Genomic DNA, 22537 nt, shown 5'->3' with positions numbered 1-22537 from the left:
CGGTCACGATGGTGTCGACGAGCGCGCGCAGCACCGCCTCCTTGTCGGTGAACCACGTGTAGGCCGTGCCGTGGCTCACTCCCGCGACGATGCTGACATCGGTCATGCGGGTCGCGGCGTACCCGCGCTCCTCGAACAGGTTGCGCGCAGCGGCGAGCAGCTTCTCGCGCGTGCGCCGCCCGCGCTCGGTGAGCGGTGCCGTGCGCTCCACGACGGTGTCGGGGTCGGCGTTCACGAGGCGTCCTCTCGCAGAAGGTGTTCGGGGATCTGCACGATTCGGGCACGGAGGTGCTCGCCGAGGCCCTTGGCCTGCGGGTCGAGGCTGGTCGAGTCGGCGACGCCACGGCCGAGCCAGCCCCGGATGACGACGTTGACCGCGAGGAGGTTGGGCAGCACGTGCACCTCGTGCTCGAGAGCGGCTGACTCCGGCAGCAGCGTGCTGATGCCGTCCTCGACGACGAGCCTCGCCAGCCACTCCCAGCGGTGCCGGTCGAGCCGGTCGTCGCCGGAGCGACGTACCCACAGCCCGACGTTGGCGTTGCCGCCCTTGTCTCCGCTGCGCGCCCCGACGAACGTGCCGAGCGGCAGCCGCGGCCCGGCGCCGTCCCCCTCGCTTTCGCGAGTTACTGCCCACATGGTCGTTGAAGCAGCCTCCTCAACAACCATGTGGGCAGTAACTCGAAGACCGGACGGCGTGGTGGCGACGACCTCGCCGTCGAGGGTGACGGTCTGGGTCACGATCGACGCCGGCACGGTGGTCGGCCAGTAGACGCCGTACGGCGTGCCCTCGGCGGGCGGCGCCGTCGGGAACATGCCGGGGTACGTCGCGAGCGCGCTCTCGACGATGGGCGCGGTGAAGGCCTTGCCGACCGCCTTCGGATCCGCGGCCTTCACGGTGAGCCGCAGCTCGGCCTGGGCGTCCGCGGTGGTGGCGGGGTCCTCGCGGTCGCGGCGCAGCAGGTCGGCGTGCAGCTCGCGCACCCGGAACGTGCTCGCGGCGGCGAGATCGACCGGCGAGAGGGACTGCGCCTGCTGCAGAGTCACGCCGGCGACCGTGCGGAGGGCGAGATCGGCCTTGGCCTCGACGTCGAGCCCGGTGACCACCAGCGACGCCGTGTTCCTGAAGCCGCCGAGGGTGTTGACCGCGACCTTGACCGTCTCGGGCGCGGGCAGACCGCGTACGCCGGAGATGGCGACGCGGTCGGGTGCCACCTCGGCCAGCTCGATCGTGCCGAAGTGCGCTGTCACGTCCGGGTTCGCGTACTCCGGGCCGCCGATCTCGTAGAGCAGCTGCGCGGTGACGGTGCCGAGGCTCACGAGACCGCCGGTGCCGTCGTGCTTGCCGATCACGCTGCTGCCGTCGTCGGCCACCTCGGCCCACGGGAAGCCGACGTGCTCGAGCCCGGGCACGTCGGAGAAGAACGCGTAGTTTCCGCCGGTCGCCTGCGCGCCGCACTCGATCACGTGGCCCGCGACCACCGCGCCGGCCAGCCGGTCGAGGTTGGCTGCGTCGTCGTACGACCAGCCGTGCCACCACGCGGCCGGGCCCACGACGAGCGCGGCGTCGGTGACGCGACCGGTGATGACGACGTCGGCGCCTGCCGCGAGCGCCGCGGTGATGCCGCGGCCGCCGAGGTAGGCGTTCGCGGTCAGCGGCGGCATGCCGAACGACTCGAGGGTCTCGCCGGTGTCGAGGTTGGTGAACGTCTCGCCCGCGGCCTTCAGCTCGTCGAGGCGCGGCATGAGGTCGTCGCCCTCGACGTACGCGATGCGCACGTGCCCCAGGCCGAGCTCGTCGGCCTTCTCGCGCAGCGCCGCCGCGGCGCCGGCTGGGTCGAGGCCACCGGCGTTCGACACGACCTTGATGCCGCGGTCGAGGCAGGTGCCGAGCACCTGCTCCATCTGCGTGAGGAACGTGCGGGCATAGCCGCTGCCCACGCCGTGCTTCATCCGCTGCCGGGCGAGGATCAGCATCGTGAGCTCGGCGAGCCAGTCGCCGGTGAGCACATCGATCGGGCCGCCCTCGACCATCTCGCGTGCCGCGTCGAGCCGGTCGCCGAAGAACCCCGAGCAGTTCGCGATCCGCACCGGTCGCTCGCTCATGACGTCGCCTCGACGGTGGCGACCACGGCGTGGGCGTCGACGCTCTGGCCCACGCTCACGTGGATCTCGGTCACCGTGCCCGCGACGTCGGCACGGATGGTGTGCTCCATCTTCATCGCCTCGAGCACCACCAGCGCCGCGCCCGCCTCGACCTCCTCGCCCACCGAGACCGCGACGTGCGTGACCGTGCCGGGCACGGGCGTGGTCGGGCCGGCACCGGCTCCGTCGTGCCCCGACGCCGCCCACGCCTCGACGACGTCGAGCTCGGTGGTCCATCCGTCCGACAGCACGCGCACCGACCGAGGCCCCTGCGGCGGCAAAGGCTGGGCGTCGTCCCAGAACGTCGGGCGCACGCTCTGGTCGGCCGTCACGCGCACGGACGAGCGGATGCCGTCGACCTCGAGACGGCACTCCGGCTCCCCGAGCACGAGCCCGTAGAACGACTCCGTCGACAGCCGCACCCCCTCGAGCTGCTCGAAGCGGTCGTCCCCGGTGATCATCTGCGCGCCCAGGCCGGCTGCGTCGACGTCGAGCCCCAGCCAGTACGTCGACCCCGCACGCCCCCAGGCACGCGCGACCGTGGCCGACCGGCTCCGCCCTGCGTGGACGAAGCCCAGCGCCAGCACCTCCGGCACGCCGGCGACGTTCCGCCACCCGGACGGCGGGGCGACGAGGCCGTCGCGCGGGCCGGCCTCCTCCACCTCGCCGAGCACGGTGAGGGCGGCTGCGAGCACGTGCCTCCGGACCACGTCCTCCGGCGCAGCCGGTGCCAGCACCTCCGGGTGCTGGTCGAGGAAGGCGGTCGTGGTGTCGCCGGCCAGGAACGAGGGCGACTCCAGCACAGCCGCGAGCATCGCGGAATTGGTGCGCACACCCGCGATGTCCGAGCCGCGGAGCAGGTCGGCCAGCGCACGGGCCGCGTCGTCGCGTGTGTCGGCATGCGCGATCACCTTGGCGAGCATCGGGTCGTAGAACGAGGAGACGACCGAGTCCTCCTCGACCGCGCTGTCGATGCGCAGCCCGGGCAGCCAGGAGCCGAGGTCCCAGCTGCTGATGGTGCCGGTGCTGGGGAGGTATCCGTTCGCGGGGTCCTCGGCGTAGAGGCGCACCTCGATGGCGTGGCCCTCGCGCTCGATGTCGTCCTGTGCCAACGGAAGCGGCTCGCCCTGCGCGACCGCGATCTGCCACTCCACGAGGTCGAGCCCGGTGACCATCTCGGTGACGGGGTGCTCGACCTGGAGGCGGGTGTTCATCTCCAGGAAGAAGAACTCCTGCGCCTCGTCGTCGCCGCTGACGAGGAACTCGACCGTGCCGGCGCCCACGTATCCGATCGCAGAGGCGAGGGAGACCGCGGCTGCGTACATCCGCTCGAGGGTGGCGGGTGTCGCGCCCGGCGACGGCGACTCCTCGACCACCTTCTGGTGGCGGCGCTGGATCGAGCATTCGCGCTCGAAGAGGTGCACGACACTGCCGTGGGTGTCGCCGAAGACCTGCACCTCGACGTGCCGCGACCGCTCGAGGTAGCGCTCGAGGAAGACCGTCGCGTCACCGAAGGACGACGCCGCCTCGCGGCGAGCCCCCTGCACGGCCTCGACGAGGTTGCCGGCATCGTGCACGATGCGCATGCCCTTGCCGCCGCCGCCCGCAGATGCTTTGACCAGCAACGGATATCCGACCTGCTCCCCCGTGCGGAGCAGATCGGCATCCGTCACGTCGGCGATGAGCTCGGCGCCCGGCACGAGCGGCACACCGGCGTCGGCGGCGATGCGCTTGGCCTCGACCTTGAGCGCCATGGCCCGCATGGACGACGGCGTCGGGCCGACCCACACGAGGCCCGCGTCGGCCACCGACTGCGCGAACTCGGCGTTCTCGGAGAGGAAGCCGTATCCCGGGTGGATGGCGTCGGCGCCGGTGCGGCGCGCGGCATCGAGCACCTTGGCCGCGTCGAGGTACGACTCCACGGACGCCGTGCCGCCGAGGGCGACGGCGTACGTCGCCTCATCGACGAACGGCAGCGCGCGGTCGGGCTCGCTGAAGACGGCGACGGTCTCGATGCCGAGCTCCTCGGCCGTACGGATGACGCGACGGGCGATCTCGCCGCGGTTGGCGACGAGGAGGCGGGTGATCGGGCGGCTCATGCGGTCACATCCGGAAGACGCCGTAGGTGTTCGCGCCCTGCACCGGTGCTGAGTGCACGGCGGAGAGCGCGAGCGAGAGGACCGTGCGGGTGTCGCGCGGGTCGATGATGCCGTCGTCCCACAGCCGGCCGGTCGCGAAGAGCGCCGTCGACTGCGCCTCGACCTGCTGCTCGAACGCCTCGCGCATCGGCGCGAAAGCGTTGGCGTCGAAGGGCTGCCCGGCCGCCTCGGTGCGCTGCTTGGCCACGATCTCGAGCACGCCGCCGAGCTGCTTCGGCCCCATGACCGCGATGCGGTGGTTGGGCCAGGTGAAGACGAAGCGCGGGTCGTAGGCGCGACCGCTCATGCCGTAGTTTCCGGCGCCGTACGACGCACCCACCATCAGCGTGAGGTGCGGGACGGTGGAGTTCGACACCGCGTTGATGAGCTTGGCGCCGTCCTTGATGATGCCGCCCTGCTCGTAGCGCGTGCCCACCATGAAGCCGGTGATGTTCTGGATGAACAGGATCGGCACGTCATGGCGCTCGCAGAGCTGGATGAACTGCGCCCCCTTCTCGGCCTCCTCGCTGAAGAGGATTCCGTTGTTGGCGAGGATGCCGATCGGGAAGCCGTCGAGGTGCGCCCAGCCGGTCACGAGGGTCGAGCCGTAGAGCGGCTTGAACTCCTCGAGCTCGCTGCCGTCGACGACGCGCGCGATCACCTCGCGCACCTCGAACGGCACACGCACGTCGGCGCTCGCGATGCCGAGGAGCTCGTCGGCGTCGTACGCCGGTGCGACGGGTGCCTTCGAGCGCCCGGGCCCGAGCGTGCGCCAGTTGAGGTGGCCGACGATGTCGCGCCCGATGCGCAGGGCGTCGGGCTCGTCGGCGGCGAGGTAGTCGGCGAGACCGCTCGTGCGCGCGTGCATCTCCGCGCCGCCGAGCTGCTCCTCGTCGGCATCCTCGTCGATCGCCATCTTCACCAGCGGCGGCCCGCCGAGGTAGACCTTCGCGGCGTCCTTCTGCAGCACGACGTAGTCGCTCATGCCGGGCACGTAGGCGCCGCCGGCGGTGGACGAGCCGAAGACCAGCGTGATGGTCGGGATGCCCGCAGCCGAGAGCCGCGTGAGGTTCTTGAAGCTCGCGCCGCCCGGCACGAAGATCTCGGCCTGCTTGGGGAGGTCGGCGCCGGCCGACTCGGTGAGGCTCACGAGCGGCAGCCGGTTGACGCGCGCGATCTCCATCGCGCGCAGGCCCTTGGCGACACTGGTCGGGCCCTGGGCGCCGCCCTTCACGGTCGGGTCGTTCGCACTGATCACGCACTCGACGCCGTTGATGCGGCCGATACCGCTGACCATGCCGCCGCCGAGCGGGTCGTCGGTGCCGTGGCCGGCGAGCGGCGAGAGCTCGAGGAACGGCGACCCACGGTCGATCAGCAGGCCGATGCGCTCGCGCGGCAGCAGCTTGCCTCGCCCGCGCAGCTTGGCGACGGCCGTGGCCGCCTTCGCGTCGTCGCTCGTCCCGCCGCCGCGCACGACCTGGGCGGTGAGCGCGTCGATCTCGCCGAGCGCCTCGAGCATGGCCGCGCGGTTGTCGGCGTACGCCGGCGAGCGCAGGTCGACCCTGCTCGCGATCCGTGCCACGTCACCCTCCGACCTGCGACGACGCCAGCACCTGACACCGGCGTCATCTGACACTGACATCAACTTGATGCGGCCGTCAAGCGTTCTGGGTGTCGGAGGCGTACGGCGCGCGTCGCGCACGTGCGGCGTACGGCGCACGCGGGAGGATCAGGGCATGACCGACGGGCTGGTGAGCTGGAGCGTCGCGCGGCGTGCTGCGCGCGAGGCGGCCGACTCGCTGCCCGTCGTCTCGGTGCCGCTCGCGGCCGCGGTCGGCGCCGTGCTCGCAGAGCCGCTGGTCGCCACGACCGCGCTCCCCCCGGCCGACGCCGCCCACGTCGACGGCTGGGCTGTGAGCGGCCCGGGCCCGTGGGACGTCGTACCCGGCCCGGTCGACCACCTCGGGGACGGCTGCGCGGTCGAGGTGTCGGCGGGCGGCGTGCTGCCCTTCGGTGCCGACTCCGTGCTGCGCGCCGACCACGCGCTCGTGCTCGACGAGGGCCGCACCGGCCGCCTGCACGTGGGCGACCCGGCGTCTGGACGGCTCGCGCCGCATGCGGGCTACGTCGAGCCCGGCAGCGACGTGCGGCCGCGCGGCGAGGAGGCTGCGGCGGGCGAGATGCTGCTGCAGGCCGGCGGGGTCGTGACACCCGCGGTCACGGCTCTCGCTGCGGCGGCCGGCCTCGACACGCTGCCCGTCGTACGACCGCCCGACGTCGCCATCGTCGTACCGGAGAAGGGCCGCGACGCGCTCGGGCCGATGCTGCCCGGCTGGATCGCCTGGGCCGGTGGGCGCGCCTTCCCGCCGGTGCGCGTGCTCGGCGGCCTCGACGAGCTGGTCGACACGATCGACGACGCCAACAGCGACGTGATCGTGGTGACGGGCGCGACCTCGACGTCCGACGACGTCCACCGCGCCGTGGCCCGGCTCTCCGGCCGGTGGGTGGTCGACGGGGTCGCCGTACGACCGGGAACCGCGAGCAGCCTCGCGGTGCTGCCGGACGGGCGGCGCGTGGTGTCGCTGCCCGAGGCGCCGCTAGGAGCGGTGGCCGGTGTGCTGACGCTGCTGGTGCCGCTGCTGGCGGTGCTGCGCGGCGAGCTCGGCGCGGACGAGTCGCGCACCGAGGAGTGCGTGCTCGCGGCCGACGTGCCGCCCGGTCTCGTGGATTCCGAGGGCTGGGTGCGGCTGGTGCCGGTGCAGCGTCGGCGTACGTCGCTGGTGCCGTCGGCCACTCCGCTGCCGCACGACGGCCCGGCCGCGCTGCGGGGGATCGCGCTCGCGGACGGCCTCGCGGTGGTGGCGCACGGCGCGGGCGCGCGCGGCACCGGCGTACTCGTGCTGCCCCTGCCGTGACGGGTTCAGTCCGTCGCCCGACGTCGCCTGGGGAGAGCTCCCGGGATGATGGGCCGGTTCGTACGGCTCTATGGGATGAAGGTCGCCTTCATCTGGAAAGGTTCGGCGCGTGACGTCGGTGCTGCGGCTGCCTGCGCGGAGGCTGAGCCCGCTCGCGTCCATCCTCGCCCGCGTCGGCATCGCGGCGGCGTGCCTCGTGATCACCGCGGTCATCGTCTACCTCGAGCGCGACGGCTACCGGGACGTCACCGAGGAGCCGATCGGCTGGCTCGACGCGTTCTACTACGCGACCGTGTCGCTCTCCACGACCGGGTACGGCGACATCACGCCGTACTCCGACGTCGCCCGGCTCACCAACACCCTCGTCATCACGCCGCTGCGCTTCCTCTTCCTCATCGTGCTCGTGGGCACGACCGTCGAGGTGCTCACCCAGCGCAGCCGTGACGACTTCCGTGCCAACCGCTGGAGGCAGCGCGTGAACGCACACACCGTCGTGGTCGGGTTCGGCGTCACCGGACGCAGCGCAGTGCAGGCGGTGCTCGACCAGGGGACGCCGGCCGCAGAGATCGTGGTCGTCGACCGGACGCGCCAGGCCGTCGACGAGGCCACCGCGCTCGGCTGCGTGGGGGTCGTCGGCGACGCCACCCGCGAGGAGGTGCTCGCCGCGGCCGAGGTCGCGAAGGCCGCGCGGGTCGTCGTCGCGACCGACCGCGACGACACCTCCGTTCTCGTCGTGCTGACGGCACGGCGCCTGACCCCCGCCGCCACGATCGTCGCCTCGGCCCGCGAGAGCCAGAACATCACCGTGCTCCGGCAGAGCGGCGCGAGCATCGTCATCCCGACGGCGGAGTCGGCGGGGCGCCTGCTCGGCCTGTCGCTCGCGTCGCCGGTGGCCGGTCAGATCGTGGAGGACCTGCTCGAGCCTGTGCGCGGCCTCGAGATCATCGAGCGCGCCATCACGCCGGCCGAGCTCGGCGTGCCACCGCAGTCGCTGCTGGCACATGGCGTGGTGGTGCTCGCCGTCGTACGCGACGGTGCAGTGCACCGGTTCGACGAGGGCGTGGTGACCCTTCTGCAGAAGGGCGACCGCGTCGTCGTCATCCGATCGTCGGGCACCGACTCGCACCCCACCCACGGCACGGCCTACTGACATGCACGCCGTCGTGATCACCGAGCCAGGTGGGCCGGACGTGCTGCGCTGGCAGGAGGTGCCGGACGCCGTCGCCGGGCCCGGGGAGGTGCTCGTGCGCGTCACCGCCTCGGCCGTCAACCGGGCGGATCTGCTTCAGCGCCAAGGCTTCTACCCGCCTCCACGTGGCGCATCGGCGTACCCGGGGCTCGAGTGCAGCGGCGTGATCGCTGCCCTCGGCGACGGGGTCGGCGGCTGGTCGGTGGGCGACGAGGTGACGGCGCTGCTCGCGGGCGGGGGCTATGCCGAGCTCGTCGCCGTACCGGCCGGTCAGCTGATGCCCGTGCCGCGCGGGGTCCCGCTGCTCGATGCCGCCGGGCTCGCCGAGGTGGCGTGCACGGTGTGGTCGAACGTCGTGATGGACGCCGGTCTCAGCGCCGGCGACGTGCTGCTCGTGCACGGCGGCGCCGGCGGCATCGGCACGTTCGCGATCCAGGCGGCCGCGGCGCTCGGCGCGCGCGTGGCGGTGACGGCCGGGTCGGCCGACAAGCTCGAGCGCTGCCGCGAGCTCGGCGCCGACATCCTGGTGAACTACCGCGAGCAGGACTTCGTGGAAGCGGTGAAGGCCGCGACCGAAGGCCGTGGTGCGGACGTCGTGCTCGACGTCATGGGGGCGGCGTACCTCCAGCGCAACGTCGACGTGCTCGCGACCGGCGGCCGCATCCAGGTGATCGGCATGCAGGGCGGCACGACGGGGGAGATCAACCTCGGCGTGCTCATGGGCAAGCGGGGGCAGCTGCGCGCGACGACGCTGCGGGCGCGTCCGGCGTCGGAGAAGGCTGCGATCTGCGCCCGCGTGGCTGCCGAGGCCTGGCCGCTCGTGGAGAGCGGCGCGATCTCGACCGTGACCGACCGCGTGATTCCCCTGCGCGACGCCGCCGAGGCGCACCGCGTGGTCGAGGCGAGCGAGCACGTCGGCAAGGTCCTGCTCGCTGTCTGAGGCCCACCCGTCTCGACCGCTCAAGATCACGACTAGGGGTCAGGAAGTGCAGTTCAACTGCCGTGATCGACCCTCAGGGCGGAGAGGTGCAGCTGGGCTAGAGCGGGTGGGACCAGGCGTCGATCTCGCGGGTGACGGTCATGCCGACCCTGCGGTAGAGCTTGTCGGCACCGGTCGGGCTCGTGCTGTCGACGCCGAGCTGCACGCCGGACCGGCCCCGGTCGCGGTAGTGGAGGAACGCGCGGATGAGCAGCAGCTGCGCGAGGCCGCGCCCGCGGAAGTCGCGGCCGACCCCGAGGGTGCGCACGTAGCCGTCGCCGAGGTCGGCGCGGCTCTCGTCGAGGAGGCAGACCGCCGCGGGGACGCCGTCGACCTCGAGCAGCCACCAGCCGTCCGGGTCGTCGCTGGAGTTGTCGTCGAGGCGCTCGAGGTACTCCTCGTAGGACCGCGCGGTGTGGTTCCAGTGGTCGGCGAACGACTCCTGCTGCACGGCGTACAGGCGTCGTCGCTCGACGTCGGTGCGCGCGTTCACCAGCACCGCGCCGTCGGGCAGCGGCGGTGCGACGTCGGGCAGCGACGCCGTCGCGAGGTCGATGCGCATCCGGTAGAAGCGCCGTACGCACTCGAAGCCCGCGGCCTGCAACCCCTCCACGAGGACGGTGTCGGTGCCGAAGCAGCCGCTGCGCACGGTCCAGGCACGGTCGGGCGCGGTGGCCGCGTGCGTCGCGCGCCCCACGCGGAGCCCGTGACTCAGGCCGGCCGTGACGATCCCGCGGGTGCAGCGCTCGGGGTCGGCGTACACGTCGACCCACGTCTCGGCGGCGGTCGGGTCCTGCTCGATCCAGAGGTAGCCGACGAGGTCGTCGCCGTCGAGCACGAACGCAGAGTGCTCGCGGTCGGTGGACGCCGAGGAGAACATCCCGGCCACCTCCTCGCGACCGGAGTCGCGCTCGCCGACGGCCGCGACGTCGCAGCGGGCGATGAGCGCCTCGGCGGCGTCGAGATCGTCCGGGTCGACGACGCCGTCGACATACCTCGGCAGCCGCACGGTCAGGTGCGCCGGGAGGTCCGCGCGCAGAAGGTCGAGGGCGTCGGTCGGGTCGGTCACGGTCGGGTCGTCCACGGTCGGGTCGTCCACGGTCGGGTCGTCCACGGTCGGGTCGGTCACGGTCGGGTCGTCCACGGTCGGGTCGGTCACGGTCGGGTCGTCCACACAGGGAGCCTGCCCGCGGGGCACCCGTCGTGTCGCCCGCGTTTCGGCCCGCCGGGTCGGCCGATGTGTCACGACAGCTCGAGGGCCCAGCCGTTCCGCACGTGCTCGACCCGCATGCCGACCCGCTCGTACACGCCCACAGCACTGGTGAGGCTCTGGGCGTCGACCGACAGGAGCGTCGAGGTGCGGCCCATGTCCCGGTATCGCACGAACGCGCGCTGCAGCAGGAGCGAGGCGAGCCCGCGCCGTCGGTACTCGCGGCGCACGCCCAGGATGCCGACGTACCCCTCGTTCATCTCGGCCCGACGCTCGTCCAGCAGGCAGATCGCCGCGGGCTCGCCGTCGACGGTCAGCAGCCACCAGCCGTCGCGGTCGCGTGAATCGCCGGTGCCCAGGTCGTCCCACCACTCGTCGTACGGCACAGGGGCGAAGTTCCAGTGGTCGAGGAACGCGTCGTTGTCGACCTTCCAGATCGCCCGCCGGGTGGGCTCGTCGTCGCGCACGACGATCTCCACACCGGGCGGCAGCTCCGGTGCGACAGAGGGGATCGAGGGGGACGACGAATCGATCCGCATGCGGTAGAAGCTGCGCACGTGCACGAGGCCCGCCGCGGCGAGCAGCGACGAGAGGGCGGAGTCCGGGCTCCAGCACGCCACCCTCAGGGTCCACCCAGGCTCGCCCGCCCGGGCGACGATCCGGCGCGACGCGGTGAGCGCGTGCGCGAGCGCGGCCGCGAGTGCATCGGGCTCGTGCGGCCCTGGGACGACCGCGATGTCGGCGTACACGTCCCGGACCGACGGGTCGACCTTGACGTACACCGACCCCACCGGCAGGCCGGAGACGTCGAGCAGGCATGTCTCCTCCCGGTCGACGTGGGCGAGCTCGAAGTAGTAGCGGGTGTCAGCCTCCGACGCGTCGACCGTCCCGATGCGGGAGCGCTCGTAGCGCGTGTAGACGTCGTGGACGGCGGCGATGTCGGCCGGGTGCGGCGTACGACCGTCCCACCGCAGCGGCCGGATCACCGGCGCGGCCGCGGAGCGCCCGTCGTGCTGGCCCGTGTCCACGTCCACGAGCCTGCCCGGAGCACTGCGCCGCTGTCGCGCGCGATTCGGTCGAGGGGTACGGCGCAGGGAAGGACAGCGGCGCCCCTCAGGGGCGGTATCCGTCCTGAGCGGGAGACGTCAGCCCTAGCGGGTGGAGGCGGGGAGGGCGGCGATGCGGCGTGCGAGGTAGGGGGAGAACCAGCCGTCGTACTTGGCCTGCAGCTCGGGCTTGGTCCAGTCGAGGCCCGTGACGACCCCCCGGCAGGTGGGCTCGCCGCACAGGCACTCGAACTCGTCGTAGTCGCTGGAGTCGCAGGTCGCGTAGTCGAAGGTGAGCTCGTCGCCGACCTCGATGTCGCGCATGGCCACGAGCACGGTCGCGCCGACGAGGCCGCACGACGGCTCGCACGAGTGGTTGAGCATGTCTCCGGGCTCGGGGGTGTCGTCCGAGACGAGGTAGAGGTCCTCGTCGATCTGGATCGAGCGGCCCTGCCGGTCCTCGCTGAACGTCGCGAGCGTCTCGCGCGTCACGACCCACCCGCCGAAACCGGCAACCGTCGTGCCCGCGGGGATCCGCGTGGTCGCGAACGATCCCCAACCCTTGGCACCGACAGGACGGGCTTCCGCCCCGGGGGACAGCCAGTTGTAGTCCACGTGTCGTCTCCTTCTGGACGATCGCGCAGCCCGGTGCCCTGGGGGGTCCGGTGCTCTCACCCCTCACGGTGAAACGCCGGTGCGCGCCCTGCTGGCGCGCCGTGCGCAGATATGGAACCACGCGAAGGTGAACTGATCGAAATCGTGCGCCACCACATGCCTGACGCTGCACGCTCATTCAGGTGCCGCCCCATGACCGGGACGCAGGTCGTCGGGCTCGCCTCGTGTGCCGCGGTGGGCGGTGGTTGTATGGCTGCATGACCGAGCAGAACCCAGGGCAGGACGCGGGCTCCGAGCAGCGCATCGTCATCGTGGGGCCGGACGGCCAGCCCATCGGCGTCCTCGACCAGGACGCGGCGGACGACACCGAGGCGGCGGAGAGCGGCACCTCGGTGGCCGACCTCGTCGAGCAGCCCGCGAAGGTCATGCGGATCGGCAGCATGATCAAGCAGCTCCTCGAGGAGGTGCGCGGTGCGCCGCTCGACGAGGCCTCCCGGGCCCGCCTGCGCGACATCCACCGCCGTTCGATCACCGAGCTCGAGTCGGGTCTCGCCCCCGAGCTGGTCGAGGAGCTCGAGCGCCTCTCGCTCCCCTTCACCGACGACTCCGTCCCCAGCGAGTCCGAGCTGCGCATCGCCCAGGCCCAGCTCGTCGGCTGGCTCGAGGGCCTGTTCCACGGGATCCAGACCGCGCTGTTCGCCCAGCAGATGGCCGCGCAGGCGCAGATCGAGCACATGCGGCGCCGGGCCATCGGCGCAGGACCGGGCGGCCCCGGCGGGCCGGAGGGCCCGGGCGACGGCCGCGGCGACTCGAGCGGCCTCTACCTCTGACCCCCTGCGCTGAGACTGATCAATCCGTCGCTCCCGGGCCTGGGAAGCGACGGATCGACCCGCGTCACGGGTGTGGGTGGGAGCGGCCGGGCGGGATTCGGCGTGGCGGTCCCCCGTAGGCTTCCCCCGTGATCGACCTCAAGCTCCTCCGAGACGACCCAGACCGTGTGCGCGAGAGCCAGCGCCGACGTGGCGAGGACCCGGGCATCGTCGACCAGCTCCTCGACGCCGACGAGCTGCGCCGTGCCGCCGAGGCGACGTTCAGCGCGCTGCGCAGCGAGCAGAACCTGCTGTCCAAGCAGATCGGGCACATCCAGGGCCGGCTGAAGAAGGCCGCGGACGACGACCGCGCCGGCATCCAGGGCGAGCTCGAGGCCGCCATGGCCGGCACCGCCGACCTCGCCGAGCGGGTGAAGGCGGCCGACTCGCGCCGTGTCTCCGCAGACGCGGAGGCCGCCACGCTGCTCGGCCAGCTCTCCAACCTCATCGACTCCGACGCGCCGGTCGGCGGCGAGGACGACTTCACCGTCGTCGAGGAGGTCGGCGCACGCCGCGACTTCGCGGCCGAGGGCATCACGGTCCGCGACCATGTCGACATCGGCGAGGCGCTCGGCGCGATCGACATCGAGCGCGGCGCCAAGGTCAGCGGCTCGCGCTTCTACTACCTCACCGGCGTCGGCGCGCTCCTCGAGCTCGCGCTGGTCAACCACGCGATCGCGCTCGCGTGCGGCAACGGCTTCACCCCGATGATCCCGCCGGCGCTCGTGAAGCCCGCGGCCATGGAGGGCACCGGCTTCCTCGGCCAGGCGGCGGAGAACGTCTACCGCCTCGAGCAGGACGACATGTACCTCGTCGGCACGGCCGAGGTGCCGCTGGCGGCGTACCACTCGGACGAGATCCTCGACGCCGACACCCTTCCGCGCCGGTACGTCGGCTACTCGCCCTGCTTCCGCCGCGAGGCCGGCTCCGGCGGGCGCGACACCCGCGGCATCTTCCGGGTGCACTGGTTCGACAAGGTCGAGATGTTCACCTACTGCGCGCCCGAGGACGCCGTCGAGGAGCACAAGCGCCTCCTCGGCTGGGAGCGCCAGTTCATGGACAGCCTCGAGATCCCGTACCGCGTCATCGACGTCGCGTCCGGCGACCTCGGAGCGAGCGCTGCGCGCAAGTTCGACATCGAGGCGTGGGTGCCGAGCCAGGAGCGCTACCGCGAGGTCACGTCGACGTCGAACTGCACGGAGTTCCAGGCCCGTCGACTGCGCATCCGCATGCGCGACGAGGAGGGCGTACGCCCCCTCGCCACGCTCAACGGCACGCTCGTCGCGATCACGCGCACGATCGTCGCGCTGCTGGAGAACCACCAGCAGGCCGACGGGTCGGTGCGCGTGCCGGAGGCGCTGCGCCCGTACCTCGGCGGCCGCGAGCTCCTGACGCCCCTCGCCTGACCGACCGCCGCTAGCTGGGTGGCGGATCCGTCGCAGAGCGCACGCTCGCTACCCGGGTAACGCAGCGCTCGGGAGCCTGAGTGGCGGATCCGTCGCAGAGCGCACGCTCGCTACCCGGGTAGGACGGCGTACGGCGAACCCGCTGGACCACCGGGTGAGGATGGACGCATGACCGATCCCGAGGCCGAGCAGCCGGCGCTCCCCGACGTGCTCGTGGGGCCGCGGCTCGACCTCGTGCTCGTGACGGTCGAGCAGTTGCTCACGCGTGCCGACGACCACGACGGCGAGCCGGCGCCGCTCGCGTACGACGACCCCACGGACATCCTGTCGCCGCACGACTCGCCCATCCGCTGGCGCATCCCGATGGTCCGCGAGGACCCGAGGTCGAACCCGTGGCTGATCCGCCTCGCGGTCGAGCGCAGCACCGGCACGATCGTCGGCCTCGGCAACTTCCACGCGCCGCCCGACTCCCGGGGCATGGTCGAGATCGGCTACCGCGTGGTGCCGGCGTACCGCCGCCGCGGCTACGGCCGCGAGATCGCGCAGACGATGTGGCGGTATGCGGCCGCGCACCCGGACGTGCGCGTGCTGCGCGCCAGCGTCTCGCCCGACAACACGGGCTCGCTCGCCATCGTGCTCGCGGCGGGCCTCGTGCAGGTCGGCGAGGAGTGGGACGACGAGGACGGCCTCGAGCACGTCTTCGAGGTCGCGGCCCCGGACGTGGTGCTCGACTGAGGACGGCGTACGGGGCACGATCACGGCATGGGCGACGACCGGCTCCGCGCCGCGCTGCAGGCGTCTCGCCACGAGGTCGGCACCTGGCTCGGGCGCGATGACGTCGAGCACGCCGTCCCCGGCACCGTCGGCCCGCCGGGCTTGCGCCGCAACGTGATCCTCGTGTGGCTGCCCGACGGGTTCACCCTGCTCATGGCCGGCGCGAGCAAGCAGCCGGCCGGAGTGCTCGACGAGCTGCCGCGCCCGCAGCTGCCCGAGGTGCGCGAGGGGTTCGGCCACGACCGCTGGAAGGTCGCGCACCGCAGCGTGCGCGTGCACAGGGGCTGGCGCGCCGTCGCCGGCTGGGTCGAGGCCTGACCTCAATCGAGGCGCTTGGACATCTGGATGCCGGTGATCTCGAAGCCCATCTGCTCGTAGAGCGCCTGCGCCCCGCGGTTGTGGCCGAACACGTTGAGCCCGACCGACACGACGCCGAGGGCACGGCACTCGGCCTCGGCGGCCAGCATGATCGCGCGGCCGTAGCCCGAGCGGCGCAGGTCCTCGCGCACCGCGAAGTCGTAGCCGAATGCCGTCAGCCCCTCCGACGTCGGACGCAGGTGCAGCCACAGCATCCCCACCGCGCCGTCGTCGCCCGAGGCGTTATACGCCGTCCAGAACAGGTGGCCCTCGGTGTCGAAGCCGTCGGGGAGGATCCGCGCGTAGTCCTCGGCCGCCCGCTCCACCGCCTCGGCCTCGGGCAGCGACCCGGAGTCGCGGAAGCTGTCGGCGTACTCGCGCTCGGCCGTGACCCGGTAGGCGTCGTACTCGTCACGGGACATCGGCTCGAGCCGCACGCTGACCATGCCCGCGACGCTAGCCGCGCCCACCGACGCCGCGCGACAGCGTTCGCCGTACGCCGTCGGCGCCCACGACGTGCCGACAACGGCGCAAGCGTGACCCGTCAGACACCGTGCGCCCCCGAGCACGCGCGGTGGTGGACACCGGGTGGACGATCGAGGTGAGCCCCTGGAGGCGACTGATGAAGCTCGACACCACGCTGCGCACTCTGCGCGACCACATCCTCGACGATGCGTCCGCAGAGCTGGCACAGCTCCAGCTCCACCACTACGAGACCGCCGGCCCCGAGTTCACCCGGGCCCGGCTCGAGAGCCTGTACGACCTCGTGCAGGCAGCGATCGGCCACCGCGACGTGGCCGCGATCATCGCGTACGCCGACGCCGTCGCCGAGGAGCGGTTCGCCGCCGGCTTCGACGTCTCGGAGGTCCAGCACGCCTTCAACGTCCTGGAGTCCGCGATGTGGCGCCAGGTCGTCCCGGCCGAGGAGCCCGAGGACCTCGCGGAGTCCGTCGGCCTGCTCAGCACGGTGTTCGGCATCGCCAAGGACGCGCTCGCGCGGCGCTACGTGACCCTCGCGTCCAAGCACCGCGTGACCTCGCTCGACCTCTCGGCGCTCTTCGCCGGCACCAACTCCCTCGCCGGCGCCACCGAGCAGCTCGACGGCTGACGGAGGCTGGATGTGGCAATCCGGCATGTCCCGGGGCCTTCACGGCACGGGAGGGGACGGATCCACAGCTGGAGGCCGGGGTGTGCGATGAAGGCCCCCTTCATCGCACACGGACCCGATCGACGTGCTGCGGTCAGCCGCCGACCGGGCGCCACATCGTCGTGACGACGGCGCCGGTGCTCGGGTGCTCGAACCTGCCCACGGGCCGGTAGCCGACCGCGGCGTACCGGGCGTCATTGCCCGGGTTCGACGACTCGAGGTACGTCGGCACGCCCTCGGCGTCGAACGCTGCAACATCCGTGCGCAGCAGGTCCATGCCGATGCCCCGCCCGCGGCTCTCGGGCTTCGTCGCGAACAGCGACAGGTAGTAGTGCGGCTCGTCGTGCGGGTGCACCGTCTCGAACCGGTCGAACAGCTCGACGAGGTCGTCCACCGAGCCAGGCAGCTCGGCGCGCAGCAGCGCCAGCACGGCCTCGAACTGGTCAGGGCTCAGCTCGTCCTCGCCCGGCGGGATCCACACGGTGACCGCGTCGACCTCACCGGCGATCCCCGTGCAGTCGAACCGCAGCGCCCCGGCGACGAAGAGGTCCCAGTAGGCGCGCAGGTGGTGGGTGCGGCCGTCCGGCCGCGCGAGGGCGGGCCCCCAGAGCGGGTCGGCTGCGAAGACTCGGGTGATGACGTCGCCGATGGGGTCGGCGTCCGCGGTCGTGGCACGTCGCTGGTCCACGGGCATCTCCTCCGCCGCCGATCCTCCCCGGGCCACGCCTCCGGCGTCCACAGCGTTCCCGTCGTACGCCGGGCAGCGCCGAGGAGTGCCCGCGGACTCCCGCCTGCGACGAAGGCCACCGTCATCGCGACCGCCGCGCACAGCTCCGGCCCGTGGCATCTCCTGCGACGCCGAGCCCGGCGTGGCAGGCTCCGCGCGTGACCAGCCCCCACGCCTCGCTCGACCCGCACGCCGCCAGCGCCGATCTCGGCTTCTCCGACGCGAGCGCCCTGGCCGACGAGCTCGCCGCCGGACGCACGACCTCGGTCGCGATCGTCCGCACGCTGCTCGGGCGGATCGAGGCCGTCGACGGCCCGGGCGCGGTGCACCTGCGCTCGATCCTCGCGGTGTGCCCCGATGCGCTCGAGCAGGCCGACCGGCTCGACGCCGAGCGCGCGGCAGGCACGGTGCGCAGCGCGCTGCACGGCGTACCGGTCGTGGTGAAGGACAACGTCGAGGTGCTCGGCATGCCGGCGTCGGCCGGGTCGCTGTTCTTCGACGGCCGGCCGGCGACCCGCGACGCCCCGATCGTCGCCTCGATGCGCGCGGCCGGGCTGATCGTGCTCGGCGTCACCAACCTCTCGGAGTGGGCCAACCTCCGCTCGAACCGATCCACCTCCGGCTGGTCCGCCCTCGGCGGGCTCACCGGCAACCCGTGGGCGCTCGACCGCAGCGCAGGCGGCTCGTCGTCCGGCAGCGGCGCCGCCGTCGCAGCCGGCCTCGCCCCGCTCGCGATCGGCACCGAGACCGACGGCTCGATCACATGCCCGAGCTCGCTCAACGGGATCACCGGCCTCAAGCCCACCCTCGGGCTCGTGCCGACCGCGGGCATCGTGCCGATCAGCGCGAGCCAGGACATGCCCGGCCCGATGGCGCGCTCGGTGCGCGACGTCGCTCTGCTGCTCGACGTGCTGACCGGCTCGGCGGCGTACGCGACCGCGATCGGCAGCCTGGCCGCCGACGACATCACCCTCGGCGTCGCGAACTCCTGGCTCTCGGGCCACATCGCGACCGACGACGTGTTCCTCGGAGTCACGCAGGCGCTCTTCGACGGCGGCATCACGCTCGTGACGTCGGAGGTCACGCACACCGGCGAGTACGAGGACAACGAGCTCGTGGTGCTCGTCGGCGAGATGCTCGACGACATGAACGCCTACCTGCTCGACAGGTTCGGCGCAGGTGCGCCGACCATGGCCGACATCGTGGAGTTCAACCGCGAGAACGCCGACACCGAGCTCGCGTTCTTCGACCAGAGCCTGCTCGAGATGGCGCTCGCATCGGGCGGCCGGGCCGGCCAGAGGTACGACGAGGCGCGGCAGATCTGCCTCGACTGGGCGGTGACGAAGAACCTGCAGGCCGCGTTCGACGCCGACGACGACATCGACCTGCTCATCGCCCCGGCGTACTGCCCGGCCTGGAAGAGCGACCTCACCAACGGCGACCACTTCGCCGGCGGCGGCCTCGCGAGCCCGGCACCGTCCATCGCGGGCTGGCCGGTGCTGTGCCTGCCCATGGGGTTCGTCGACGGCCTGCCGGTGGGCCTCACGCTCATCGGACGGCCGCACACCGAGGCGACGCTGGTCGCGGTAGGTCACGTGGTCGAGGAGATCCTCGGGCTGCGCGCCGATGGCGCCCTGCGCCCGACGTTCACCCCCGCCACCCGCGGCTGACCGGGGCGGTTCGCCTGCCGGCTCGGGGGCACGGCAGGGTGGGGCCGTGACGGACCGAGGGTGGCGCGAGCTGGTGGCGGCAGTTCCCGGCGGGGTGCAGATGGTCGCCACCGACCTCGACGGCACGCTGCTGCGGCCCGACAACACGGTGTCGTCCCGGACGATCGACGCGTTCGCCGCGGCCCGGGCGGCCGGTCTGCCGGTGGTGTTCGTGACCGGTCGGCCGCCGCGCTGGCTGCCCCCGGTGGTCGAGGCCACCGGGCACGCCGGGATCGGCGTCTGCGCGAACGGTGCGCTCGTCATAGACCTCGACACCCATGCGGTGCTCGAGACGCACCCCATCGCGTACGACGTCGTCGCCGAGACGGTCGCAGCGCTGCGCTCGGAGATCGAGGGCGTCGCGTTCGCGCTCGAGTGGGACAGCCCTGCGGACGCCGACGACTTCGCGCACGAGCCGTCGTACCGCGCGCGCTACCGGGTCGCCGGCGTCGAGCACGGCGACATCCTCACGCTCGCCGCACGGCACCCGGTCATCAAGCTGCTCGCGCGCATCGACGGCGGCGACCATCCGGCGCGGCACGACGTCGACGCCCTGCTCGACGTCACGCTCGGGCACGTCAGCCACCTCGTCACCGCGACGCACTCGGCATCGGACGACGTGCTCATCGAGATGAGCGCCCTGGGCGTCAGCAAGGGCGCCGCGCTCGCGCACCAGGCCGCCCGGCTCGGGGTGCCGCTGTCATCGGTGGCCGCGGTGGGGGACATGCCCAACGACGTCCCCATGCTCGTCGAGGCGGGAGTCGGCCTCGCGGTGGAGACCGGCCACCCCGCCGCGCGCGCCGCGGCCGCGGCGCTGCTGCCGGGCCCGGAGGACGACGGCCTCGCCCAGCTCGTCGAGGCCGTCCTCGCTGCCCGCTGACCGCCCGATGGTCACCGAGCGCTGAGACCCTCGTCACACGACGTAGCCGTAACGACCGCTCGAGAGCCGTTGCGACCTGGGCTGTTGTCCGTTTCCTCCTTTCCGTTACCGTCCCGTGACCGGACACCGGGTTTGGACCCTCTCGGGGGGCGTTGCTTACTTTCTGTCAGTCACCTGCACCTGTCCGGGTTCGCCGGGCACGGGTGACGCGCTCAATCGCCGGCGGCTCTCACCGCCGGCGAGCCGGGGACCCAAGCACTCCGGGGCGAATCACGGACGGCCTCACGGCCCCCGCGTAGGGCACCTCTTAGCCCGAGCCCGTCAGCTAACCCGGTCGGCGTCGAGAGGATCGGACACCTGTGCTCCCCGTGCTCACCGCTGCGCGTCGCCGTGCCCTGCCGGCCACGCTGCTCGTCTCCGCCGCCCTGACCATCGGCCTCGCCGGCGCCGGATCCGCCTCGGCGGCCACGTCTACGCCGATCGAACCGACCACCACCGCGGTCACCACGACCACGCTGACCCCGACGGCGACGACCACCGCCACCCGTACCGCGACCGCCACGGCGACGACGACCACGGCCACCACCCTGACCGCGGCGCAGATCGCCGCGCGCGTGAAGGCGATCAAGCGCTGGCGCGCGGTCGAGCTCGCGAAGACCAAGCTCGGTGCTGCGTATGTCGCGGGCTGGTCCGGTCCGACGAAGTTCGACTGCTCCGGCCTCACGCGCTACATCGCGAAGTACGCGTACGGCAAGACGCTGCCGCACTACTCGAAGGCGCAGTTCTACGCCGGCATCCGCGTCCAGAAGAGGTACCTCAAGCCCGGCGACCTCGTCTTCTTCTTCAAGTACGGCGCGCACCACGTGGGCCTGTACGTCGGCAACGGCAAGATGATCAGCGCGACCAACCCGCGCACGGACGTCAAGGTCGACTACGTCTTCAGCGGCTGGTACGGCCAGCGCTACAGCGGCGCCGTCCGCCTCGTCTGAGGCGCGGAACCCCAGCACCTCTCTCTCCGAAGGCCCGATCCCCGCAGGGGGATCGGGCCTTCGCCCTGTCCGGACGTGAGGGAGACCACGTCGGACTGGCCTGGTGGAAATACCCTGGGGGGGTACCCTGGTTGAAGCAGACCAGGAGGTACGGCGATGACCGACGAGCACCCGCACGACACGGGACACGTGACGCACCAGCACGGCTACGCGGGCGACAAGGACGCGATCCTCACGCGGCTGCGCCGCGTGGAGGGCCAGGTGCGCGGCATCGCGCGCATGGTCGACCAGGACACCTACTGCATCGACGTGCTGACCCAGGTGTCCGCGGCCACCCGCGCGCTCGAGAACGTCGCGCTCCTGCTGCTCGAGGACCACCTCGACCACTGCGTCCGCGACGCCGCGGTCAAGGGCGGGGCCGAGGCCGACGCCAAGATCGCCGAGGCGTCCGCGGCCATCGCCCGGCTCGTCCGGTCCTGACCCGGCGGCACCACCCCGCAGCTGCACATAACCCCGCAACGCACCCGAAGGAGCACGACGTGAGCACCACCGTCTGGACCGTCCAGGGCATGACCTGCCAGCACTGCGTGACCGCGGTGACCGAGGAGGTCTCGCTGATCCCCGGCGTCACCGCCGTCGCCGTCGAGCTCGAGAGCGGCCAGGTCACCGTGACCGCCGAGGCCGACCCCAGCACCGAGGCCGTCGCCGCCGCGATCGACGAGGCCGGCTACACCCTCGTCACCAGCTGATCCGCCCCCACGCCCGACCCACACCAGGAGACGTCATGAGCACCCCCTCGGCCAGCACCCCCACCGCGCGCTCCGGCGCTGCGGGGCTCGGTGTGGACGACGCGCTCCTGGACCTGCACCTCACGGGCATGACCTGCGCGTCGTGCGCCAACCGCATCGAGAAGAAGCTCAACAAGGTGCCGGGCGTGGTCGCGAGCGTGAACTACGCGACCGAGACGGCCACCGTGCGTGCCCCGGCCGGGGTCACGTTCGACGACCTGGTCGCGGTCGTGGAGAACACCGGGTACGGCGTACGCCTCCCGGACACCGCCGTCGTCGACGACCCCGACGAGCTCGGGCGCCGCTGGCGCGTCAGCGCCGTCCTCAGCGTCCCCGTGGTGCTCACCTCGATGGTGATGCCGCTGCAGTTCGTCGGCTGGCAGTGGATGGCCTTCCTGCTCACCACCGTCGTCGTCACGTGGGGCGCCGCACCCTTCCACCGGTCGGCGTGGGTCAACGCCCGGCACGGCACCACCAGCATGGACACGCTCGTGTCGATCGGCGTGCTGGCGGCGTACCTCTGGTCGTCGATCGCGGTGCTGTTCACGAGCGCGGGCGAGCTCGGCATGACCATGGAGATGTCGTGGCTGCCGATGGCCGACGAGGCCGGCATGCATCCCGATCTCTACTTCGAGTCGGCCGCGGTCGTCACCACGT

General features: G+C 72.4%; 23 protein-coding genes and 1 riboswitch. Of the genes, 14 read left to right on the top strand and 9 right to left on the bottom strand.

Translation table 11 applies throughout. The features are described 5' to 3' along the window. From ACFQGU_RS15900 to ACFQGU_RS15885, 4 genes are all read right to left on the bottom strand, one after another. Positions 1–235, bottom strand: a 235-nt coding sequence (locus ACFQGU_RS15900; protein WP_386768585.1) for a TetR/AcrR family transcriptional regulator, incomplete at its 3' end; no start/stop codon positions are given. Next, positions 232–2103, bottom strand: a complete 1872-nt coding sequence (locus ACFQGU_RS15895) for an acyclic terpene utilization AtuA family protein (RefSeq protein WP_386768584.1) — start codon at positions 2101–2103, stop codon at positions 232–234. The genes ACFQGU_RS15895 and ACFQGU_RS15900, both read right to left, overlap by 4 nt. Beyond that, positions 2100–4241: an acetyl/propionyl/methylcrotonyl-CoA carboxylase subunit alpha gene (locus ACFQGU_RS15890; RefSeq protein WP_386768582.1), complete on the bottom strand. Its 2142-nt coding sequence runs from the start codon at positions 4239–4241 to the stop codon at positions 2100–2102. The genes ACFQGU_RS15895 and ACFQGU_RS15890 overlap by 4 nt, the downstream gene beginning before the upstream one ends. A gap of 4 nt (positions 4242–4245) precedes the next feature. Beyond that, positions 4246–5862, bottom strand: a complete 1617-nt coding sequence (locus tag ACFQGU_RS15885; protein ID WP_386768580.1) for an acyl-CoA carboxylase subunit beta — start codon at positions 5860–5862, stop codon at positions 4246–4248. A 154-nt stretch (positions 5863–6016) separates the two neighbouring features. On the opposite strand from ACFQGU_RS15885, the gene ACFQGU_RS15880 reads away from it, so the two are divergent. The 3 genes from ACFQGU_RS15880 (at position 6017) to ACFQGU_RS15870 (ending at position 9324) form a co-directional block, all read left to right on the top strand. Continuing rightward, positions 6017–7195, top strand: a complete 1179-nt coding sequence (locus tag ACFQGU_RS15880; protein ID WP_386768578.1) for a molybdopterin molybdenumtransferase MoeA — start codon at positions 6017–6019, stop codon at positions 7193–7195. Between the two features lie 109 nt (positions 7196–7304). Then, positions 7305–8345, top strand: a complete 1041-nt coding sequence (locus tag ACFQGU_RS15875) for a potassium channel family protein (RefSeq protein ID WP_386768576.1) — start codon at positions 7305–7307, stop codon at positions 8343–8345. Between the two features lies 1 nt (position 8346). Next, entirely contained in the window at positions 8347–9324 is a 978-nt protein-coding gene (locus ACFQGU_RS15870; RefSeq protein WP_386768574.1) for an NAD(P)H-quinone oxidoreductase, read from the top strand. 97 nt (positions 9325–9421) lie between these two features. Here ACFQGU_RS15870 and ACFQGU_RS15865 read toward each other — a convergent pair whose 3' ends face one another. The 3 genes from ACFQGU_RS15865 to ACFQGU_RS15855 form a co-directional block, all read right to left on the bottom strand. Continuing rightward, a complete protein-coding gene (locus ACFQGU_RS15865) occupies positions 9422–10537 on the bottom strand; it encodes a GNAT family N-acetyltransferase (protein WP_386768572.1) in 1116 nt (371 codons plus the stop codon). Positions 10538–10605: 68 nt separating this feature from the next. Continuing rightward, a complete protein-coding gene (locus ACFQGU_RS15860; protein ID WP_386768570.1) occupies positions 10606–11601 on the bottom strand; it encodes a GNAT family N-acetyltransferase in 996 nt (331 codons plus the stop codon). Positions 11602–11724: 123 nt separating this feature from the next. Next, positions 11725–12234 (bottom strand): SET domain-containing protein, encoded by a 510-nt coding sequence (locus ACFQGU_RS15855; RefSeq protein ID WP_386768568.1) that lies wholly within the window; start codon positions 12232–12234, stop codon positions 11725–11727. Positions 12235–12491: 257 nt separating this feature from the next. On the opposite strand from ACFQGU_RS15855, the gene ACFQGU_RS15850 reads away from it, so the two are divergent. From ACFQGU_RS15850 to ACFQGU_RS15835, 4 genes are all read left to right on the top strand, one after another. Beyond that, positions 12492–13064 (top strand): bacterial proteasome activator family protein, encoded by a 573-nt coding sequence (locus tag ACFQGU_RS15850; RefSeq protein WP_386768566.1) that lies wholly within the window; start codon positions 12492–12494, stop codon positions 13062–13064. 128 nt (positions 13065–13192) lie between these two features. Then, the gene (gene serS, locus ACFQGU_RS15845) at positions 13193–14509 is read left to right on the top strand and encodes a serine--tRNA ligase (RefSeq protein ID WP_386768564.1); all 1317 of its coding nucleotides are present in this window, start codon (positions 13193–13195) and stop codon (positions 14507–14509) included. A 168-nt stretch (positions 14510–14677) separates the two neighbouring features. Then, entirely contained in the window at positions 14678–15244 is a 567-nt protein-coding gene (locus ACFQGU_RS15840) for a GNAT family N-acetyltransferase (RefSeq protein WP_386768562.1), read from the top strand. 27 nt (positions 15245–15271) lie between these two features. Further along, positions 15272–15601: a hypothetical protein gene (locus ACFQGU_RS15835; protein WP_386768560.1), complete on the top strand. Its 330-nt coding sequence runs from the start codon at positions 15272–15274 to the stop codon at positions 15599–15601. Positions 15602–15603: 2 nt separating this feature from the next. Here ACFQGU_RS15835 and ACFQGU_RS15830 read toward each other — a convergent pair whose 3' ends face one another. Continuing rightward, a complete protein-coding gene (locus tag ACFQGU_RS15830) occupies positions 15604–16086 on the bottom strand; it encodes a GNAT family N-acetyltransferase (RefSeq protein WP_386768558.1) in 483 nt (160 codons plus the stop codon). A gap of 176 nt (positions 16087–16262) precedes the next feature. On the opposite strand from ACFQGU_RS15830, the gene ACFQGU_RS15825 reads away from it, so the two are divergent. Further along, complete coding sequence (locus ACFQGU_RS15825; protein WP_386768556.1) at positions 16263–16748, top strand: hypothetical protein; 486 nt, start codon at positions 16263–16265, stop codon at positions 16746–16748. 133 nt (positions 16749–16881) lie between these two features. Here ACFQGU_RS15825 and ACFQGU_RS15820 read toward each other — a convergent pair whose 3' ends face one another. Beyond that, positions 16882–17475: a GNAT family N-acetyltransferase gene (locus tag ACFQGU_RS15820; RefSeq protein WP_386768554.1), complete on the bottom strand. Its 594-nt coding sequence runs from the start codon at positions 17473–17475 to the stop codon at positions 16882–16884. Positions 17476–17672: 197 nt separating this feature from the next. On the opposite strand from ACFQGU_RS15820, the gene ACFQGU_RS15815 reads away from it, so the two are divergent. The 6 genes from ACFQGU_RS15815 to ACFQGU_RS15790 all read left to right on the top strand — a co-directional run. Beyond that, a complete protein-coding gene (locus ACFQGU_RS15815; RefSeq protein WP_386768552.1) occupies positions 17673–19184 on the top strand; it encodes an amidase family protein in 1512 nt (503 codons plus the stop codon). Between the two features lie 46 nt (positions 19185–19230). Continuing rightward, positions 19231–20103, top strand: coding sequence for an HAD-IIB family hydrolase (locus tag ACFQGU_RS15810; protein ID WP_386768550.1), 873 nt, complete (start codon positions 19231–19233; stop codon positions 20101–20103). A gap of 199 nt (positions 20104–20302) precedes the next feature. Beyond that, positions 20303–20455, top strand: a riboswitch (cyclic di-AMP (ydaO/yuaA leader). A 7-nt stretch (positions 20456–20462) separates the two neighbouring features. Further along, entirely contained in the window at positions 20463–21092 is a 630-nt protein-coding gene (locus ACFQGU_RS15805) for a C40 family peptidase (protein WP_386768548.1), read from the top strand. A gap of 156 nt (positions 21093–21248) precedes the next feature. Continuing rightward, positions 21249–21572, top strand: a complete 324-nt coding sequence (locus tag ACFQGU_RS15800) for a metal-sensitive transcriptional regulator (protein ID WP_386768546.1) — start codon at positions 21249–21251, stop codon at positions 21570–21572. Positions 21573–21631: 59 nt separating this feature from the next. Then, entirely contained in the window at positions 21632–21841 is a 210-nt protein-coding gene (locus ACFQGU_RS15795) for a heavy-metal-associated domain-containing protein (RefSeq protein WP_386768544.1), read from the top strand. Positions 21842–21876: 35 nt separating this feature from the next. Beyond that, on the top strand, positions 21877–22537 hold a 661-nt coding region (locus tag ACFQGU_RS15790), incomplete at its 3' end, for a cation transporter (protein WP_386768542.1).

This window comes from Longivirga aurantiaca (assembly GCF_042660085.1).
Classification (GTDB): domain Bacteria; phylum Actinomycetota; class Actinomycetes; order S36-B12; family CAIYMF01; genus Longivirga; species Longivirga aurantiaca.
This window is presented reverse-complemented; position numbering and strand designations above follow the sequence as displayed.

Coding starts and splice junctions, on each gene's coding strand:
- ACFQGU_RS15890 (WP_386768582.1), bottom strand. CDS start 4,241: ATGAGCCGCCCGATCACCCGCCTCCTCGTCGCCAACCGCGGCGAGATC.
- ACFQGU_RS15825 (WP_386768556.1), top strand. CDS start 16,263: ATGAAGCTCGACACCACGCTGCGCACTCTGCGCGACCACATCCTCGAC.
- ACFQGU_RS15835 (WP_386768560.1), top strand. CDS start 15,272: ATGGGCGACGACCGGCTCCGCGCCGCGCTGCAGGCGTCTCGCCACGAG.
- ACFQGU_RS15870 (WP_386768574.1), top strand. CDS start 8,347: ATGCACGCCGTCGTGATCACCGAGCCAGGTGGGCCGGACGTGCTGCGC.
- ACFQGU_RS15850 (WP_386768566.1), top strand. CDS start 12,492: ATGACCGAGCAGAACCCAGGGCAGGACGCGGGCTCCGAGCAGCGCATC.
- ACFQGU_RS15800 (WP_386768546.1), top strand. CDS start 21,249: ATGACCGACGAGCACCCGCACGACACGGGACACGTGACGCACCAGCAC.
- ACFQGU_RS15895 (WP_386768584.1), bottom strand. CDS start 2,103: ATGAGCGAGCGACCGGTGCGGATCGCGAACTGCTCGGGGTTCTTCGGC.
- ACFQGU_RS15830 (WP_386768558.1), bottom strand. CDS start 16,086: ATGGTCAGCGTGCGGCTCGAGCCGATGTCCCGTGACGAGTACGACGCC.
- ACFQGU_RS15840 (WP_386768562.1), top strand. CDS start 14,678: ATGACCGATCCCGAGGCCGAGCAGCCGGCGCTCCCCGACGTGCTCGTG.
- ACFQGU_RS15880 (WP_386768578.1), top strand. CDS start 6,017: ATGACCGACGGGCTGGTGAGCTGGAGCGTCGCGCGGCGTGCTGCGCGC.